The sequence below is a fragment of the Neomesorhizobium albiziae genome, from assembly GCF_900114255.1.
GTDB classification, from domain to species: Bacteria; Pseudomonadota; Alphaproteobacteria; order Rhizobiales; family Rhizobiaceae; genus Neomesorhizobium; species Neomesorhizobium albiziae.
Genome location: NZ_FOSL01000012.1, coordinates 61923 through 77146, shown reverse-complemented (window position 1 = coordinate 77146; position 15224 = coordinate 61923). Strand labels below are relative to the sequence as shown.

Here is a 15224-nt window from a genome sequence, read left to right as displayed (position 1 = left end):
TTCGGCCGGATCGGCCTCACCCCCGGCGCCGACGCAGCAACAACCAGCTTCAAAACAATGAAATTAATGGATCTTCCGGCATCATAGATCGACACTTCCGCCAACCTTCGGCACCTTGACATCGACACCCGAGCCTTCCATTCCCGCGACAAACTTGTCGGCGTTCTGGTCGATGATGCCGAACGTGCCATAGTGGCAAGGCAACACGGTCTCGAATTTGAAGAAGCGGCGGCAGGCAAGAGCTGCCACCGCGCCACCCATGGTGAAGCGGTCGCCGATGGGCACGAGGCCGATCTTCGGCTCGTGCAGTTCGTTAATCAGCGCCATGTCGGAGAAGATGTCGGTGTCGCCCATATGATAAAGTGTCTTGTCGTTGGGGAAATGCAGCACCAGCCCCAGCGGGTTGCCGAGATAGACATTGGAGCCGCCGTCGCCGGCCATGGACGAAGAGTGCTGGGCCTGGACGAAAGTCGTGGTGAAACCGCCGCAATCGACCGTGCCGCCGGTATTGCCCGGGTTGATCTTCTTGTCGCTGACGCCCTGGCCGACCAGGTACATGCAGACCTCGAAATTGGCGACCAGCATGGCGCCGGTCTTCTTTAGTATGTCGGCGGCATTGCCGACATGGTCGCCATGACCGTGGGTGAGGAGCACGTGTGTCACACCCTCGGCCGGTCCCTCCCAGGGTTTTCCCCATGACGGGTTGTCGGTGAGGTAGGGGTCGATCAGGATTTTGGCGCCACCCGCATCGACGCGGAATGCGGAATGCCCGTACCAGGTGATCTTCATCGAAACGGTCTCCTCGATTTTCTGTCCATCGAAGGATAGAACGCCAGGCAGTCAAGTCAAAAGGGAAGGCCGTTCATTTGGCCATCGTCAGCATCGAAGAATTGCCCGGTCATCTGGCGGGCGGCAAGACGCTTGCCGGCCTCGATCTCGGCGACAAGACGATCGGCGTCGCGGTCTCCGACCGGGGCCTGTCTTTCGCGCACCCCCGGCCGGTCATCATGCGCAAGAAGTTTTCGCTGGACGCGGCCGCACTGTTGTCGCTGCTTGCCGGGGAAAATACCGGCGCCGTGGCGATCGGCCTGCCGGTCAACATGGACGGGAGCGAAGGCCCCCGCGCCCAGGCGTCGCGCGCCTTCGTGCGCAACATCGCCAAAATGACCGATCTGCCATTTTTGTTCTGGGACGAGCGGCTGTCGACCGTGGCGGCCGAACGGACGCTCATCGAGATGGATTTTTCCAGGAAGAAACGCGCCGGCAAGATCGATTCGGCCGCGGCCGCCTTCATCCTGCAGGGGGTGCTCGACCGTCTTCAGGTGATGCGCGGGGCGCGCTCGCCGGAATAGTGCTCCCGTTGCGCGCGCAGCCAGGCGGCAATCGCCTTGCGCCGGCGGAAGGCGATCAGGCATCCAACCAGGAACGTGTCGAATACGCAGGCCTTGGCCAGCAGGCCGGGAATCGTGGCGGGATCGATGCCGAGCATCTCGCCATAGAGCTGGAAAACCAGATCGTGCAGCTGGCGGCTGAGCATTACATAGCCGAAATTGATGTCGTTGAGCGACAGGAAATACCAGCCCCAGAAGAGAGCCAGCGGCGCGACCCACAGGGCAATCAGATAGCGCATGTCAGCGACTCTCGCCGGAATTGTCGCCGGCAAGGTCGAGCGCGAAAATGACCAGCCAGTGAAAAGCCGGGAAGGACGTGAGAGCGTGGCGCATGGAATCCCTTGCCTTTGAGAAAAGACATTGGGGCGCTCGAGGCACCTCGGCAAATGAAACCATTCGTTAAGGTTAATTTTCGAAAGCCTTGTGCACAGAAAGGACGCTGGGTCGACAGGAAGCGACCGGTGGGCGGTTTACAGCGCACGAATCGCAACCTAAGCGGTCGCATGCGTACCAATGGCCATGCGGACCCATGCTCCCGATCTTCGAAAGCATCCTGCCGATCTTCCTGCTGATTCTTGCCGGCAATCTGCTGCGCCGGTTGCCGCTGATCATTCCCGCGGCATGGCCGGGTCTCGACCAGCTGGGCTACTGGTTCCTCTACCCGGCGCTTCTGTTCGTCACCATCGTGAACGCCGATTTCACCGGGCTGCAGCTCGACGAAATGATGGCGGCGCTGCTGGTCTCGGTGGCGCTGATGTGTGCCCTCACCTACGCGCTGTGGCCGCTCTTGGCGCGAACCGGGCTGGTGCGGGAACGCGAGTTCTCGTCGGTCTTTCAGACGACGGTGCGCTGGAACAGCTTCATCGCACTGGCGGTGGCCCAGAAAATTTTCCTGCCGGCGGGAATGGCGGTGGTGGCGCTGGTGATGCTGGTCATCATCATTCCGCTCAACATTGCATCGACATACGTCGTCACGCGTTTTGCCGACCGATCGGCAAACTGGCGCCAGGTCGGCTGGAACATTGCAACAAATCCGCTGATTCTGGCGATGCTCGCGGCAATCGTCATGCGCGCCATGCCGTTCGGCCTCTACGCGCCGCTCAACGAGACGATCGATCTTGCCGGCCGGGCAGCGCTCGGCATGGGGCTCATCGCCATCGGCGCCAGCCTCAAGCCCGGCGATCTGGTGCGGCTTCGGTTCGCGATCTGGCTGCCGACGGTGCTCAAGCTTGCTTTATTCCCGGCGCTGCTGGTCGGGGTGGCCATGGCGTTCGGCGTCACCGGCGTCCAGTTGAGTTACCTCGCGCTATGCGGGGCGGTTCCGACTGCGATGAACGGTTATCTGCTGGCGCGTCAGCTCGGCGGTGACGCGGAGCTTTATGCGGCGGTGACGACGCTGCAGACCGCCCTTTCCTTCCTGACGATTCCTGCGGTGTTGGCCATAACCGCTCAGTTGAGCGCGGGATAAAGCGTATAGACGATCAGCCGCGCATCCGCGCTTCGTTCAAGCAGTTCTGGCGCCTGCGGTTGCGATATCGGTCAGCGCAAAACCCGCATCCTTGGTCAGGATCGGCACCCCGTTGGATTTCGCGGCTGCATAGTGAAAACAATCGGCAAGATTGAGCGCGTTGTTGCGGTCGGCGTCCGGGTAGCGGTGTCGCCCATAGCGATCGAAAGCCTGCAGCGCAGCGCTCAACTCATCAGTCGAAACGGGCAGCACCCGAATTTCGGCTGTCGCGAGAAACTCCTGCACCCGCGCCGCAGCTTCGGCCATCGGGATGCGTTTCTTGCGGAACAGGCCGACCGCTGCCTCCCACGCGGCCACCACCGATGTGACCGAGCCTGGAATGCGAGCCCCATCAAGCAACGCCGCGAGGCTCTCCGCCTCCGGCTCATCTGTCATGATGGCAATGATCGCCGACGCATCTACAAACATCAGTAGTCACCGGCGAGATCGTCAAAAAATGCCTTGTCCGCTGCAAGCCCGGTATCGGGATAGGCGGCGACCTTTTCGCGCAATGGTCGCAGGCGCTCCCAAAGGGGGATCGCTTCTTCGGCACGGCGCAGTTCGTTTTCCAGCGCCAGCTTGACGGCCGCCGTCTTGTTCAACTGCTTGCGTGCGGCAAGCCTTTCGGCGAGCTCATTCACCTCTTCGCTACGAATGTTGAGCGGCATGACCACACTCCTGTGTAGACGTAAAGATAACAACGCCTACACGCGATGACAAGCGATCCAAGAGCCCAGCAGAAAACAGCCTTGCCCGAAGTGGCTCAGTTGAGCGCGGGATAAAGCGTATCGACAATCAGCCGCGCATCATGACGCGCATCGAGCATTCCGTAGGTGCCGCGCCACTGGCCGGCCAGGCGGGTTTCGATGAAGGCATCGGCAATGCGCCCTGCCCCCAGCCGCCGCAATTCGGCTGCAGCGGCAGCCAGCGCCAGCTGCTCGGTCAGGATACGGGCCGAACCTTCGTCGGACGAGGCCACCTGCATCGCTGCACGCAGCACGCCGATCGTGCCCTGCCCGGCCGGCCCGAGATCGCGCTCGATACCGGCGAGAACCTCATCGAACAGCGCCGGGCCGCGGCCGAGCACGCGCAGCACGTCGAGCGCCATCACATTGCCTGAGCCTTCCCAGATCGCATTGACCGGCGCCTCGCGATAAAAGCGGGCAAGCGGAGCCTCTTCGACGTAACCGTTGCCACCCAGGCATTCCATCGCCTCGTAGAGCAGCGGCGGCGCGATCTTGCAGACCCAGTACTTCACCACCGGGGTCATGGCGCGGGCAAAAGCCGCCTCGCCCCGGCTGGCGGCAGCCTCGTCGAACGACCGGGCAAGCCGGAAGGACAGGGCCGTGGCCGCGGCGACATCAAGCGCCATGTCGGCCAGCACCCGCTGCATCAGCGGCTGGTCGATCAGCGGCGCGCCGAACACTTGACGGTAGCGGGTGTGGTTGACAGCTTCGGCAAGGCCGGCGCGCATGATCGCCGAGGAAGCAACCGCGCAATCCAGCCTGGTCAGCGTCACCATGTCCATGATCGTCTTCACCCCGGCGCCGGGTTCGCCGACCATCTCGCCGATAGCGTTGACGAACTCGACCTCCGACGATGCGTTGGAGCGGTTGCCGAGCTTGTCCTTCAGGCGCTGGAAGCGGAAGCCGTTGCCCGACCCGTCGCCCAGAATGCGCGGCACCAGGAAACAGGAAAGCCCCTCCGGAACCTGACCCAGCACCAGGAACGCGTCGGACATCGGCGCCGACATGAACCATTTGTGGCCCGTCAGGCGATAAAATCCGTTGCCCGCACGCTCGGCGCGCGTCGAATTGGCGCGAACATCCGTGCCGCCCTGCTTCTCGGTCATTCCCATGCCGAGCGTCAGTCCGGTCTTTTCGACCGGTGGCTTCTGCGACTGGTCGTATTTGCGGGTGGTAACGCGCGGCGCCCATTCGCGAAACAGCTTCGGGCTCGCCATCAGCGCGGCAAGCGAGGCGCTGGTCATGGTGATGGGGCAAAGGTGCCCGCATTCGAGCTCGGCGGTGAGATAGAAGCGTGCGGCGCGGGCCTGATGGCGCCGATTGGTCTCGGCAGCGCCGTTCTCCCACACCGAGGAATGCAGACCGTTGGCGATGGAGCGCCGCATCAGCGCATGGTAGGCCGGATGAAACTCGACCAGATCGATGCGGCGGCCCTGCCGGTCATGCGTCTTGAGCTTCGGCGTGTCGGTGTTGGCAAGGCGCGCCAGCTCCTGCGCCTCGTTGCTCATGACGAAACGCCCGAGCCCGTCCAGTTCCTTGCGGACCGGTTCGGAAAAGTCCTCGGCAAGCTGGATCAGCAGCGGGTCGCCGCGCCAGGCATTGGTGCCGGCAAGCAGCGGCGGCTGGTTGGTAACCTCGTGCGTCACGCCGATTCCTTATCTCATACGCGAAGGCGAGCGGTGCGATTCCGAAGCGCCACGGCGGCTTTATAGCCCAGCCCATACAGGAAGCGCGATTAAAGAATTGTGGCTTTCCAAAGCCGCGTCTTGCCGTGGCAGGGCGTGCAGCCTATAGCAGCGCCTTGAGATGATCGAAGCCTTGTCCCTGCCGCTTTTCCCCCACCGCCATCTGCTCGGCATCGGCGATCTTTTACCCCCCGACATCGAACTACTGCTCGATCGCGCGGACGCCGCCGTGTCGATCTCGCGCCAGTCGGAAAAGAAGACGACCACGCTTCGCGGCCGCACCCAGATCAACCTTTTCTATGAAGCGTCCACCCGCACGCAATCGTCGTTCGAGCTCGCAGGCAAAAGGCTCGGCGCCGACGTGATGAACATGTCGGTGGCCAGTTCGTCGGTAAAGAAGGGCGAAACGCTGATCGACACGGCGATGACGCTCAACGCCATGCGGCCCGACATTCTGATCATCCGCCACCAGTCGGCGGGCGCGGCGGCGCTGCTGGCCCAGAAGGTCGGCTGTTCGGTGGTGAACGCCGGCGATGGCGCGCATGAGCACCCGACGCAGGCGCTGCTCGACGCACTTACCATCCGCCGCGCCAAGGGGCCGCTGGCGAAGCTAATCGTGGCGATCTGCGGTGACATCCTGCATTCGCGCGTCGCGCGCTCCAACATCATTTTGCTCAACGCGCTCGGCGCGCAGGTCCGGGTGGTGGCGCCGTCGACCTTGCTGCCCTCCGGCATCGAAAGGATGGGCGTCATCGTCGCGCGGTCGATGGCCGAAGGATTGAAAGACGCCGACGTCGTCATGATGCTGCGCCTGCAGCGCGAGCGCATGTCGGGCGCCTTCGTGCCCTCGGTGCGCGAGTATTTCCGCTATTTCGGGCTCGACGCGGAAAAGCTGAAGGCGGCCAAGGAGGATGCGCTGGTCATGCATCCCGGGCCGATGAACCGTGGCGTCGAGATAGCCTCGGAAATCGCCGACGGGCCGCAGAGCGTCATCCAGGAACAGGTCGAAATGGGGGTCGCCGTGCGCATGGCGGTGATGGAGGCGCTGCTCGATCCGCGCCGCAACGCGGGCGGCAAGGCATGAGCGTAACGGTTTTCGAAAACGCCCGGATCGTCGATCCGTCGCGCGGCATCGATGAAAAAGGCACCGTCATCGTCGAGGGTAAGAAAATTGCCGCCGCCGGGGCCGGTGCGCGCAACCAGGGCCGTCCGGAAGGCGCCGAAATCGTCGATTGCGCTGGCAAGGCGATCATTCCCGGCCTCGTCGATGGCCGCGTCTTTGTTGGCGAACCCGGCGCCGAGCATCGCGAGACCATCGCATCGGCGAGCCACGCGGCCGCTGCCGGCGGCGTCACCTCCATCGTCATGATGCCCGACACCGACCCGGTGATCGACGATATCGCGCTGGTCGAGTTCGTGATGCGTACCGCACGCGAAACAGCTTCGGTGAACGTATTCCCGGCTGCCGCCATCACCAGGCGGCTCGCCGGCGAGGAGATGACGGAGTTCGGCCTGCTCCGCCAGGCCGGCGCTGTCGCATTCACCGACGGCCGCCACACGATCGCCAACCCGCTGGTGATACGGCGGGCGCTGACCTATGCGCGCGATTTCGGCGCGCTGATCGTGCACGAGACGGAGGATGCCGACCTCGCGTCCTCCGGCGTCATGAATGAAGGGCTTTACGCAAGCTGGCTCGGCCTGCCCGGCATTCCACGCGAGGCGGAAGCCATACCGCTCGAGCGCGACCTGATGCTGGCGCGACTGACCGGCGGTAACTATCACGCGGCAAAGATCTCGACCGCGCTTTCCGCCGCCGCCGTCTCCCGCGCCAAGGACGATGGCGCCACCGTGACCGCCGGCGTGTCGATCAACAACCTGTCGCTCAACGAAAATGACATCGGCGAATACCGGACATTCTTCAGGCTGGCCCCGCCGCTGCGCAACGAGGACGACCGCCTGGCGATGATCGCCGCGCTGAAGGACGGCACCGTCGACATCATCGTGTCCTCGCACGACCCGCAGGATGTCGACACCAAGCGACTGCCCTTCGCCGACGCCGCCGCCGGCGCCATCGGGCTGGAAACGCTGCTCGGCGCAGCCTTGCGGCTCTATCACAATGAAGAGCTCCCGCTGTTGCGGGTGGTTGAGGTGCTGTCGACAGCACCGGCAAAACTGTTCGGCCTGCCCGGCGGGACGTTGAAGCCCGGCGCTCCCGCCGATCTTGTACTGGTCGATCTCGACGAGCCATGGCTGGTGACCGAAAAGGAAATCCGCTCGCGCTCGAAAAACACCTGTTTCGAGGGCGCCCGGATGCAAGGCAGGGTCTTGCAAACAATGGTTGCGGGCCGCACAGTATTCTCCGTCTGACGGGGGGAATTATGAACTATCTGGTGGCCGCGCTGTTCGGCTATGTGCTCGGGTCGATCCCGTTCGGGCTGGTGATCACGCATGCCGCCGGACTGGGCGACGTGCGCAAGATCGGCTCCGGCAACATCGGCGCGACCAACGTTCTCAGGACCGGCAACAAGAAGCTTGCCGCGCTGACGCTGCTTCTCGATGGCCTGAAAGGCACCGCCGCGGTGCTGATCGCCGGCATGTTCGGCCCGGACTTTGCCCTTGCTGCCGGCTTCTTCGCCTTTCTCGGCCACCTCTTTCCGGTCTGGTTGGGATTCAAGGGCGGCAAGGGCGTCGCCACCTATATCGGCGTTCTCGCGGGATTGATGTGGAAAGTGGCGCTGGTTTTTGCTGCGGTGTGGATCGCGGTCGCCGTGCTTTTCCGCTACTCCTCGCTTGCCGCTTTGGTCGCAGCGGTGGTGGCGCCCATTGCGCTGCTCTTGATGGGCTACCAGGATTACGCCGTCGTCTTCGCCGTGATGACGGTGATCGTCATCATCAAACACCGCGCCAACATTTCGCGGCTGATGGCCGGCACCGAATCCCGTATCGGGTCGAAGGGATGACCGACGATCCGGCCGCAGGCGCCCCCCGCCTCAGCGACCGGCAACGGATCAACTGGCTGCGGCTGATCCGCACGGAAAATGTCGGCCCGGCGACGTTCCGCGACCTGATCAACCGTTTCGGCTCGGCGGAAGCCGCGCTCGAAATATTGCCCGAACTGACCGTGTCGGGTGGAGCGCAGCGCCTTGTTCGTATCCCGACAGTCGCTCAGGCGGAAGCCGAACTGGAAGCTGCCCGCAAGCAGGACGCCCGCTTCATCGCCATCGGCGAGGCTGATTATCCGCCCTATCTCAGGCGGATGGACCACCCGCCGCCGCTCATCGCCGTAAAAGGCGCCGCCGCGGTGTTCAGGCTGCCCCCTGTGGCGATCGTCGGCGCGCGCAATGCCTCGCTCGCCGGAATAAAGATGGCGCGGATGCTGGCCGCCGATCTCGGGCGCGACGGCTACGCCATAATTTCAGGTCTCGCGCGCGGCATCGACACGGCATCCCATCAGGGTGCGCTCGGCACCGGCACGGTTGCCGTACTGGCCGGCGGCCTCGACCAACCCTACCCGCCGGAAAATGTCGAACTCTGCAATGAAATCGCGGAACGCGGCGGCGCCGTGATCTCCGAAATGCCGTTTGGCTGGGAGCCGCGCCCAAGAGACTTTCCGCGCCGCAACCGCATCGTCGCCGGCCTGGCGCTGGGGCTCGTCGTCGTGGAAGCCGCACAACGTTCCGGGTCGCTGATCAGCGCGCGGCTTGCTGGCGAGATGGGGCGCTTGGTTTTCGCGGTACCTGGATCGCCGCTCGATCCGCGCGCCGCCGGCACCAACGGGCTGCTGAAGGATGGCGCCGTACTGGTGACCGACGCGCGCGACGTGATCGAGCAGATCGCGCCCCTCATTGGCCAGCCCTCGCCGCCGCCGCTTGCGCTGCATGAGCCGCCGGACTTTTCCGCGACCTCGCCACCGCAAGACAACGACCGGGCAAGCGTGATCGAGGCACTGGGGCCGGTGCCGGTCGGTGTCGACGAAATCATTCGCCACACCGGCCTTCATCCGGCGCAAGTGTTCATGATCCTTCTGGAGCTAGATCTTGCGGGGCGGCTTGAGCGGCACGCGGGCGGTTCGGTCTCCCTGCTCGCCCTGGATTCGTGAAGGCCGCTGGCCACGGATGATGTCACTCGCCTCGATGTAGGCCATCTCGATGAGATAAGCGAGCATATCGTAGCGCCCGGCCTCGGCCATGGTTCGCAGTTCGCCGAGCATTTGCTGGAGATAGTCGAGCGTGTCGGTTCGCCGCTTCATTGCCTCGGGGCGCATGGTGCAAAGACCTCCTCGCGGCTGCACAATTTTAGATACAATCCTGGCTTGCTGCTGGTCGTCTTTTTTATTCAATTCTCAGTAGTATGACATTAAATTATGTAATTGTAGGTTGCAAGGAATTTTTGCCTATCTAACAAATTGCAACAAGTGGCATAAGCCTCATTTGCAGTCTTCCCCTTGACCGGAAGGAAAACGACAGCCATGTCACGGGCGAATTTCCGAACGTCGCCGCGCGGCCTTCCTGTTGGCCGCGCCATAACAAAAAACGAGAAATCATGGACGTCGTCGTCGTCGAGTCGCCGAACAAGGTCAAAAGCATCAACAAATACCTGGGCAAGAACTACAAGGTTCTGGCCTCCTTCGGCCACGTCCGCGATCTGCCGGCCAAGGACGGCTCGGTTAAGCCCGACGAGGATTTCGCCATGTCTTGGGCGGTCGATTCCGCCTCGGCCAAGCGCCTGTCCGACCTTGCCAAGGCTGTGAAAGAGGCCGATGGGCTCATCCTCGCCACCGATCCGGATCGCGAGGGTGAAGCGATTGCGTGGCACGTACTGGAAGTTCTGAAGCAGAAGCGCGTACTGAAGGACAAGCCTGTGCGCCGCGTCGCCTTCAACTCCATCACCAAGCAGGCCGTGCTCGACGCGATGGCCAATGCGCGCGAAATCGACCCGCCGCTCGTCGATGCCTATCTCGCCCGCCGCGCGCTCGACTATCTCGTCGGCTTCACCCTTTCGCCGGTGCTGTGGCGCAAGCTGCCCGGTGCCCGCTCGGCCGGCCGCGTCCAGTCGGTGGCGCTGCGTTTCGTTTGCGACCGCGAGGCGGAGATCGAACGCTTCGTGCGCGAGAACTATTGGCTGATCGCAGCCGTCCTCGGCACGCCGCGCAATGAAAAATTCGAAGCCCGGCTCACCACGTTCGACGGCAAGAAGCTGGACAAGCTCGACATCAAGAGCCAGGAACAGGCTGACGGCATCAAGGCGATGCTCGACGGCGCCACGTTCAAGGCGCTCTCGGTCGAGGCGAAGCCGACCAAGCGCAATCCGGCCCCGCCCTTCACCACCTCGACGCTGCAGCAGGCCGCCTCGTCGCGTCTCGGCTTTTCCGCCCAGCGCACCATGCAGGTGGCGCAGCGGCTTTACGAAGGCCTCGACGTCGGCGGCGAGACCGCCGGCCTGATTACCTATATGCGAACCGACGGCGTGCAGATGGCGCCGGAGGCGATCGCTGCCGCGCGCGGCGCCATCGTCAACGAATTCGGCGACAAGTACCTGCCGGAGAAGCCGCGCTACTACACCACCAAGGCGAAGAACGCGCAGGAAGCCCACGAGGCGATCCGCCCGACCGACTTCTCCCGCACGCCGGCGGAGGTGAAGAAATATCTCGATGCCGATCAGGCGCGGCTCTACGAGATGATCTGGAAGCGCGCGATCGCCAGCCAGATGCTGCCTGCCGAGATCGAGCGCACGACCGTCGAGATCGAGGCACGCAACGGTGCTGCGACCGCCGGACTGCGCGCGGTCGGTTCCGTGGTTCGCTTCGACGGCTTCCTTGCCGCCTACACGGAACAGAAGGACGAGGACGCGGAAGACGAGGAGAGCCGGCGCCTGCCGGAGATCCGCGCCGGCGAGCCGATTTCCCGCGAGGCGATCAACGTCACCGCTCACACCACCGAACCGCCGCCGCGTTATTCGGAAGCCTCCTTCATCAAGAAGATGGAAGAGCTCGGCATCGGCCGTCCTTCGACCTATGTCGCGACGCTGAAGACGCTCGAGGACCGCGACTATATCGAGATAGAGAACCGCAGGATCGTTCCGCAGCCCAAGGGCCGCCTGGTCACCGCGTTCATGGAAAGTTTCTTCGAGCACTATGTGGAGTATGATTTCACCGCCTCGCTCGAGGAAAAGCTCGACGAGATTTCCGACGGCAAGCTGTTGTGGAAGGATGTCCTGCGCGACTTCTGGAGGGATTTCTCCAAAGCCGTCGGCGATATCAAGGAATTGCGCGTCACCGACGTGCTCGACGCGTTGAACGAGGAACTGGCGCCACTGGTCTTTCCGGCGCGCGAGGATGGCTCGAATCCGCGCATCTGTCCGAAATGCGGCTCCGGCAACCTGTCGCTCAAGCTCGGCAAGTATGGCGCCTTCGTCGGCTGCTCCAACTATCCGGAATGCGGCTACACCCGCCAGCTCAGCGACGCCGCAAATGGCAATGGCGAGGCGGCAGCAGGCGAAGACGGCGATCGGGTGCTGGGCAAGGACCCCTACACCAGCGAGGAAATCGTGCTGAAGCGCGGGCGTTTTGGCCCCTATGTGCAGCGTGGCGACGGCAAGGAAGCCAAGCGCGCCAGCCTGCCGAAGGGCTGGGCTGCCGATGCCATCGACCACGAAAAGGCGCTGGCGCTGCTGGCGCTGCCGCGCGACGTCGGTCAGCACCCCGAAAGCGGCAAGATGATCTCGGCCGGCATAGGTCGCTACGGCCCGTTCGTGCTGCACGACGGCACCTATGCCAACCTGGAGAGCGTCGAGGACGTTTTCACCATCGGCCTCAACCGCGCCGTATCGGTGATTGCGGAGAAGCAGGCGAAGGGCAAGGGCGGCCGCAACGGCGGCACGCCGGCCGCGCTGAAGGAACTCGGCGAACATCCAGACGGCGGCGCGATCACGGTGCGCGACGGCAAGTACGGGCCCTATGTCAACTGGGGCAAGGTCAACGCGACGCTTCCCAAGGGCCAGGACCCGATGGCGGTAAGCCTCGAGGCGGCGCTGACGCTGGTCGCCGAGAAGGCTGCCAAGGGCAGCAACGGCAAGAAGCCGTTCCGCGGCAAGAAAAAGGGTTAGGGCAGCTTGGCACGGCGCATCTCCGGACGAAACACCAAGGGTGGCAAGCAGTCCGGCGAGCCGCGCCGTGACCCTCAAGCCGCCGATGGCCAGCGGCCGACGCGCGACGATATCCTGCGCTTCGTTTCCGAAAACCCCGACCGTTCCGGCAAGCGCGACATTTCGCGCGCCTTCTCGCTGAAGGGCGAGGATCGCGTCTGGCTGAAGGATACCTTGCGCGATATGGCGGACGAGGGCTTGCTGGAAAAAAGCCGCAAGCGGCTGGTCCGGTCAGGCAGCCTACCCCATGTCGTGGTGCTGGACATCTTTGCGCGCGATCCCGACGGCGGCCTGCTGGCTCGCCCCTCCGAACGGGCAAGCGACAACAGCGAGCAGAATCCGCTTGTTGCGGTGAAACTTTCGCGCGGCGCTAAAGGTCCGACACCTGGAGTGGGCGATCGCGTCCTGGCCAAGGTGTTTCCGACCAACGAGTCGACAGGCCCCGCCTACACGGCGCGGGTGATGAAGATCTTCGACAAGCGTTCGGAGGCCGTGCTCGGCGTGCTGCGCGTCGCGCAAGACGGGACGTTCCGCATCGAACCCGTTGAGCGGCGCCAGCCTGAACTGGTAATCGACGCTGAATTCCGCAATGGCGCCCAGCCCGGCGATCTGGTGGAGGTCGAACCCTCGCGCACCGGGCGCTACGGCCTGCCCAAGGGCAAGATCCTGTCCGTCGTCGGTTCGCTGAGCAGCGAAAAGGCGGTCTCGATGATTGCCATCCACGCGCACGACATCCCACATATCTTTCCGCGCGAGGTGATCGAGGAAGCCGAAGCGGCTAAGCCCGCAACGATGGCCGGCCGCGAGGACTGGCGCGAACTGCCGCTGATCACCATCGACCCCGCCGACGCGAAAGACCACGACGACGCGGTTTACGCGGAGCCGGACAGCGACGAGAGGAACACCGGCGGCGTTGTCGTCACCGTCGCCATCGCCGACGTCGCTGCCTATGTCCGTCCGGGCTCGGCGCTCGACCGCGAGGCCTTGCGGCGTGGCAACTCCGTCTATTTCCCGGACCGGGTTGTGCCGATGTTGCCGGAGCGCATCTCCAACGACCTCTGCTCGCTGAAGGAGAAAGTCGAGCGGCCGGCGCTGGCGGTGCGCATGACGTTTTCGCACGAGGGACGGAAGATCCGCCACAGCTTCCACCGCATCATGATGCGCTCGGCGGCGCGCCTTTCCTACAGCCAAGCGCAGGCCGCCATCGACGGCGCCCCAGATGACACGACTGGGCAAATCCTCGACGTCGTGTTGAAGCCGCTATGGGCCGCCTACGATGTGCTGAAGCGCGGCCGCAATGCGCGCGAACCGCTGGAGCTTGACCTGCCGGAGCGCAAAATACTGCTGAAGGGCGACGGCACCGTCGACCGGGTTATCGTTCCGGACCGCCTCGACGCCCATAAGCTGATCGAGGAGTTCATGATCCAGGCGAACGTCGCCGCGGCCGAGACCCTCGAGGCGAAGCGCCACAAACTGATTTACCGCATCCATGACGGCCCCTCGCTCGCCAAGCAGGAATCGCTCAGGGAATTTCTGGCCACCCTCGGCCTGTCGCTGGCGCGTGGCGCGCAGATGCGGCCAAGCCAGTTCAACGGTATCCTTGCCCGCGTGCGCGGCGCCGAACAGGAGCAACTGGTCAACGAGGTAGTGCTGCGCTCGCAGAGCCAGGCGGAGTATTCGCCCGACAATATCGGTCATTTCGGGCTCAATCTGCACCGCTATGCGCATTTCACCTCGCCCATCCGCCGCTACTCCGACCTGATCGTGCACCGCGCACTGGTTTCGGCGCTGGGACTGGGCCAGGACGGCCTGACGCGCGGCGAAGAGGAGCGGCTGGAAGAGATTTCAGCGGTCATCTCCGCGTCCGAACGTCGCGCCATGGCCGCCGAACGCGACACTGTCGACCGGCTGATTGCCGCCTATCTTGCTGAAAGAATAGAAGAAACCTTCGATGCACGCATCTCCGGCGTGACCAAGTCGGGACTATTTGTCCAATTGCCCCAATACGGCGCGGACGGCTTCATACCGGTGTCATCCCTGGATGGCGATTACTATATCTACGACGAATCCGCCCGAGCGCTTTTTGGAGAACGAACCGGCAAGGGTTATCAGTTGGCCGATCGTGTCGAGGTTCGCCTGATCGAGGTGGCGCCGCTTGCCGGCGCGATGCGCTTCGAGATGCTGACCGACCCACGCCCCCTGCCCGGTTCGAAACGGTCGTTCCACAAGGCGAAAGGGCAGAGATCGCGGGCCCGCGCGGCGCAGCCGCGGCGCAGCGCCCACAGCAGGAGACGGTGATGGAAGAACAGGTGTTTGGCGGCGAACGTGGGCCGGGGCGCGTGGTGCGTCCGCTGATGAACGCCATGATGCGCGGCTTCCTCGGCCGCTGCCCATGCTGTGGAGAAGGCAAGCTTTTCGCCTCCTTCCTGAAGATCGTCGATCGCTGCGAGCGATGCGGCGAGGAAATGCACCATCACCGCGCCGACGACCTGCCCGCCTATCTGGTGGTCGTCATCGTCGGCCACGTCGTGGTTGGCGCCTTCATGAGCTTCGAGGCCAACAGCACTCTATCGCTTGGCCAGCACCTTGCGATCTGGGTGCCGCTGACAATAGGCTTGTCGCTGGCCTTGCTGCGCCCGATCAAGGGCGCCGTCGTCGGACTGCAATGGGCGCTCTACATGCACGGCTTCGGCGGTGAAAAAGACCTGATCGAGGCGCATCCGGAGACCTGAAGGTCGCTCAGGAGGACCGT

The 15224-nt window shown here is 63.8% G+C and carries 15 protein-coding genes; 9 read left to right on the top strand and 6 right to left on the bottom strand.

The window, feature by feature from the left end:
* Positions 1-81 precede the first annotated feature (81 nt).
* Positions 82-789, bottom strand: coding sequence for a metal-dependent hydrolase (locus tag F3H98_RS18740; RefSeq protein ID WP_149761829.1), 708 nt, complete (start codon positions 787-789; stop codon positions 82-84).
* A gap of 77 nt (positions 790-866) precedes the next feature.
* Here F3H98_RS18740 and ruvX point away from each other — a divergent pair, with 77 nt between their 5' ends.
* The gene (ruvX, locus tag F3H98_RS18735) at positions 867-1352 is read left to right on the top strand and encodes a Holliday junction resolvase RuvX (RefSeq protein WP_149761828.1); all 486 of its coding nucleotides are present in this window, start codon (positions 867-869) and stop codon (positions 1350-1352) included.
* Here ruvX and F3H98_RS18730 read toward each other — a convergent pair.
* Positions 1319-1630 (bottom strand): DUF6105 family protein, encoded by a 312-nt coding sequence (locus tag F3H98_RS18730; protein WP_149761826.1) that lies wholly within the window; start codon positions 1628-1630, stop codon positions 1319-1321. The two genes, ruvX and F3H98_RS18730, sit on opposite strands and share 34 nt — an antisense overlap.
* A 290-nt stretch (positions 1631-1920) precedes the next feature.
* Between F3H98_RS18730 and F3H98_RS18725 the strand changes: the two genes are divergently transcribed.
* Positions 1921-2859 (top strand): AEC family transporter, encoded by a 939-nt coding sequence (locus tag F3H98_RS18725; RefSeq protein WP_149761824.1) that lies wholly within the window; start codon positions 1921-1923, stop codon positions 2857-2859.
* A 36-nt stretch (positions 2860-2895) separates the two neighbouring features.
* On the opposite strand, the gene F3H98_RS18720 is transcribed toward F3H98_RS18725, so the two are convergent.
* From F3H98_RS18720 to F3H98_RS18710, 3 genes are all read right to left on the bottom strand, one after another.
* Positions 2896-3327 carry a type II toxin-antitoxin system VapC family toxin gene (locus tag F3H98_RS18720; RefSeq protein WP_149761822.1) on the bottom strand — a complete coding sequence of 144 codons (432 nt, stop codon included), beginning with the start codon at positions 3325-3327 and terminating at the stop codon, positions 2896-2898.
* Positions 3327-3566 (bottom strand): type II toxin-antitoxin system VapB family antitoxin, encoded by a 240-nt coding sequence (locus F3H98_RS18715; protein WP_149761820.1) that lies wholly within the window; start codon positions 3564-3566, stop codon positions 3327-3329. The genes F3H98_RS18720 and F3H98_RS18715 overlap by 1 nt, the downstream gene beginning before the upstream one ends.
* Before the next feature lie 95 nt (positions 3567-3661).
* Positions 3662-5290 carry a DNA alkylation response protein gene (locus F3H98_RS18710; protein ID WP_149761818.1) on the bottom strand — a complete coding sequence of 543 codons (1629 nt, stop codon included), beginning with the start codon at positions 5288-5290 and terminating at the stop codon, positions 3662-3664.
* 160 nt (positions 5291-5450) lie between these two features.
* Between F3H98_RS18710 and F3H98_RS18705 the strand changes: the two genes are divergently transcribed.
* The 4 genes from F3H98_RS18705 to dprA are packed head-to-tail and all read left to right on the top strand — an operon-like array spanning position 5451 to position 9428.
* Complete coding sequence (locus F3H98_RS18705; protein WP_149761816.1) at positions 5451-6413, top strand: aspartate carbamoyltransferase catalytic subunit; 963 nt, start codon at positions 5451-5453, stop codon at positions 6411-6413.
* Positions 6410-7696, top strand: a complete 1287-nt coding sequence (locus F3H98_RS18700; protein ID WP_149761813.1) for a dihydroorotase — start codon at positions 6410-6412, stop codon at positions 7694-7696. The genes F3H98_RS18705 and F3H98_RS18700 overlap by 4 nt, the downstream gene beginning before the upstream one ends.
* Before the next feature lie 11 nt (positions 7697-7707).
* The gene (gene plsY / locus F3H98_RS18695) at positions 7708-8289 is read left to right on the top strand and encodes a glycerol-3-phosphate 1-O-acyltransferase PlsY (RefSeq protein ID WP_149761811.1); all 582 of its coding nucleotides are present in this window, start codon (positions 7708-7710) and stop codon (positions 8287-8289) included.
* Positions 8286-9428, top strand: coding sequence for a DNA-processing protein DprA (gene dprA, locus F3H98_RS18690; RefSeq protein WP_149761809.1), 1143 nt, complete (start codon positions 8286-8288; stop codon positions 9426-9428). Before plsY ends, dprA begins: the two co-directional genes overlap by 4 nt.
* Here dprA and F3H98_RS18685 read toward each other — a convergent pair.
* Positions 9360-9593: a hypothetical protein gene (locus F3H98_RS18685; protein ID WP_149761807.1), complete on the bottom strand. Its 234-nt coding sequence runs from the start codon at positions 9591-9593 to the stop codon at positions 9360-9362. The genes dprA and F3H98_RS18685 overlap by 69 nt on opposite strands.
* Before the next feature lie 278 nt (positions 9594-9871).
* On the opposite strand from F3H98_RS18685, the gene topA reads away from it, so the two are divergent.
* The 3 genes from topA to F3H98_RS18670 are packed head-to-tail and all read left to right on the top strand — an operon-like array spanning position 9872 to position 15204.
* Positions 9872-12433 carry a type I DNA topoisomerase gene (gene topA, locus F3H98_RS18680; RefSeq protein WP_149761805.1) on the top strand — a complete coding sequence of 854 codons (2562 nt, stop codon included), beginning with the start codon at positions 9872-9874 and terminating at the stop codon, positions 12431-12433.
* A 6-nt stretch (positions 12434-12439) separates the two neighbouring features.
* Positions 12440-14770 carry a ribonuclease R gene (rnr, locus tag F3H98_RS18675; protein WP_149761803.1) on the top strand — a complete coding sequence of 777 codons (2331 nt, stop codon included), beginning with the start codon at positions 12440-12442 and terminating at the stop codon, positions 14768-14770.
* On the top strand, positions 14770-15204 hold the full coding sequence (locus F3H98_RS18670) for a DUF983 domain-containing protein (protein ID WP_149761801.1): 435 nt from the start codon (positions 14770-14772) through the stop codon (positions 15202-15204). Before rnr ends, F3H98_RS18670 begins: the two co-directional genes overlap by 1 nt.
* Positions 15205-15224: the final 20 nt, after the last annotated feature.

Excerpts from the sequence above, each read along its gene's own strand:
- F3H98_RS18740 (WP_149761829.1), bottom strand. The coding sequence starts at position 789 with ATGAAGATCACCTGGTACGGGCATTCCGCATTCCGCGTCGATGCGGGT.
- F3H98_RS18730 (WP_149761826.1), bottom strand. The coding sequence starts at position 1,630 with ATGCGCTATCTGATTGCCCTGTGGGTCGCGCCGCTGGCTCTCTTCTGG.
- F3H98_RS18725 (WP_149761824.1), top strand. The coding sequence starts at position 1,921 with ATGCTCCCGATCTTCGAAAGCATCCTGCCGATCTTCCTGCTGATTCTT.
- F3H98_RS18720 (WP_149761822.1), bottom strand. The coding sequence starts at position 3,327 with ATGTTTGTAGATGCGTCGGCGATCATTGCCATCATGACAGATGAGCCG.
- F3H98_RS18715 (WP_149761820.1), bottom strand. The coding sequence starts at position 3,566 with ATGCCGCTCAACATTCGTAGCGAAGAGGTGAATGAGCTCGCCGAAAGG.
- F3H98_RS18705 (WP_149761816.1), top strand. The coding sequence starts at position 5,451 with ATGATCGAAGCCTTGTCCCTGCCGCTTTTCCCCCACCGCCATCTGCTC.
- F3H98_RS18700 (WP_149761813.1), top strand. The coding sequence starts at position 6,410 with ATGAGCGTAACGGTTTTCGAAAACGCCCGGATCGTCGATCCGTCGCGC.
- plsY (WP_149761811.1), top strand. The coding sequence starts at position 7,708 with ATGAACTATCTGGTGGCCGCGCTGTTCGGCTATGTGCTCGGGTCGATC.
- dprA (WP_149761809.1), top strand. The coding sequence starts at position 8,286 with ATGACCGACGATCCGGCCGCAGGCGCCCCCCGCCTCAGCGACCGGCAA.
- F3H98_RS18685 (WP_149761807.1), bottom strand. The coding sequence starts at position 9,593 with ATGCGCCCCGAGGCAATGAAGCGGCGAACCGACACGCTCGACTATCTC.
- topA (WP_149761805.1), top strand. The coding sequence starts at position 9,872 with ATGGACGTCGTCGTCGTCGAGTCGCCGAACAAGGTCAAAAGCATCAAC.
- F3H98_RS18670 (WP_149761801.1), top strand. The coding sequence starts at position 14,770 with ATGGAAGAACAGGTGTTTGGCGGCGAACGTGGGCCGGGGCGCGTGGTG.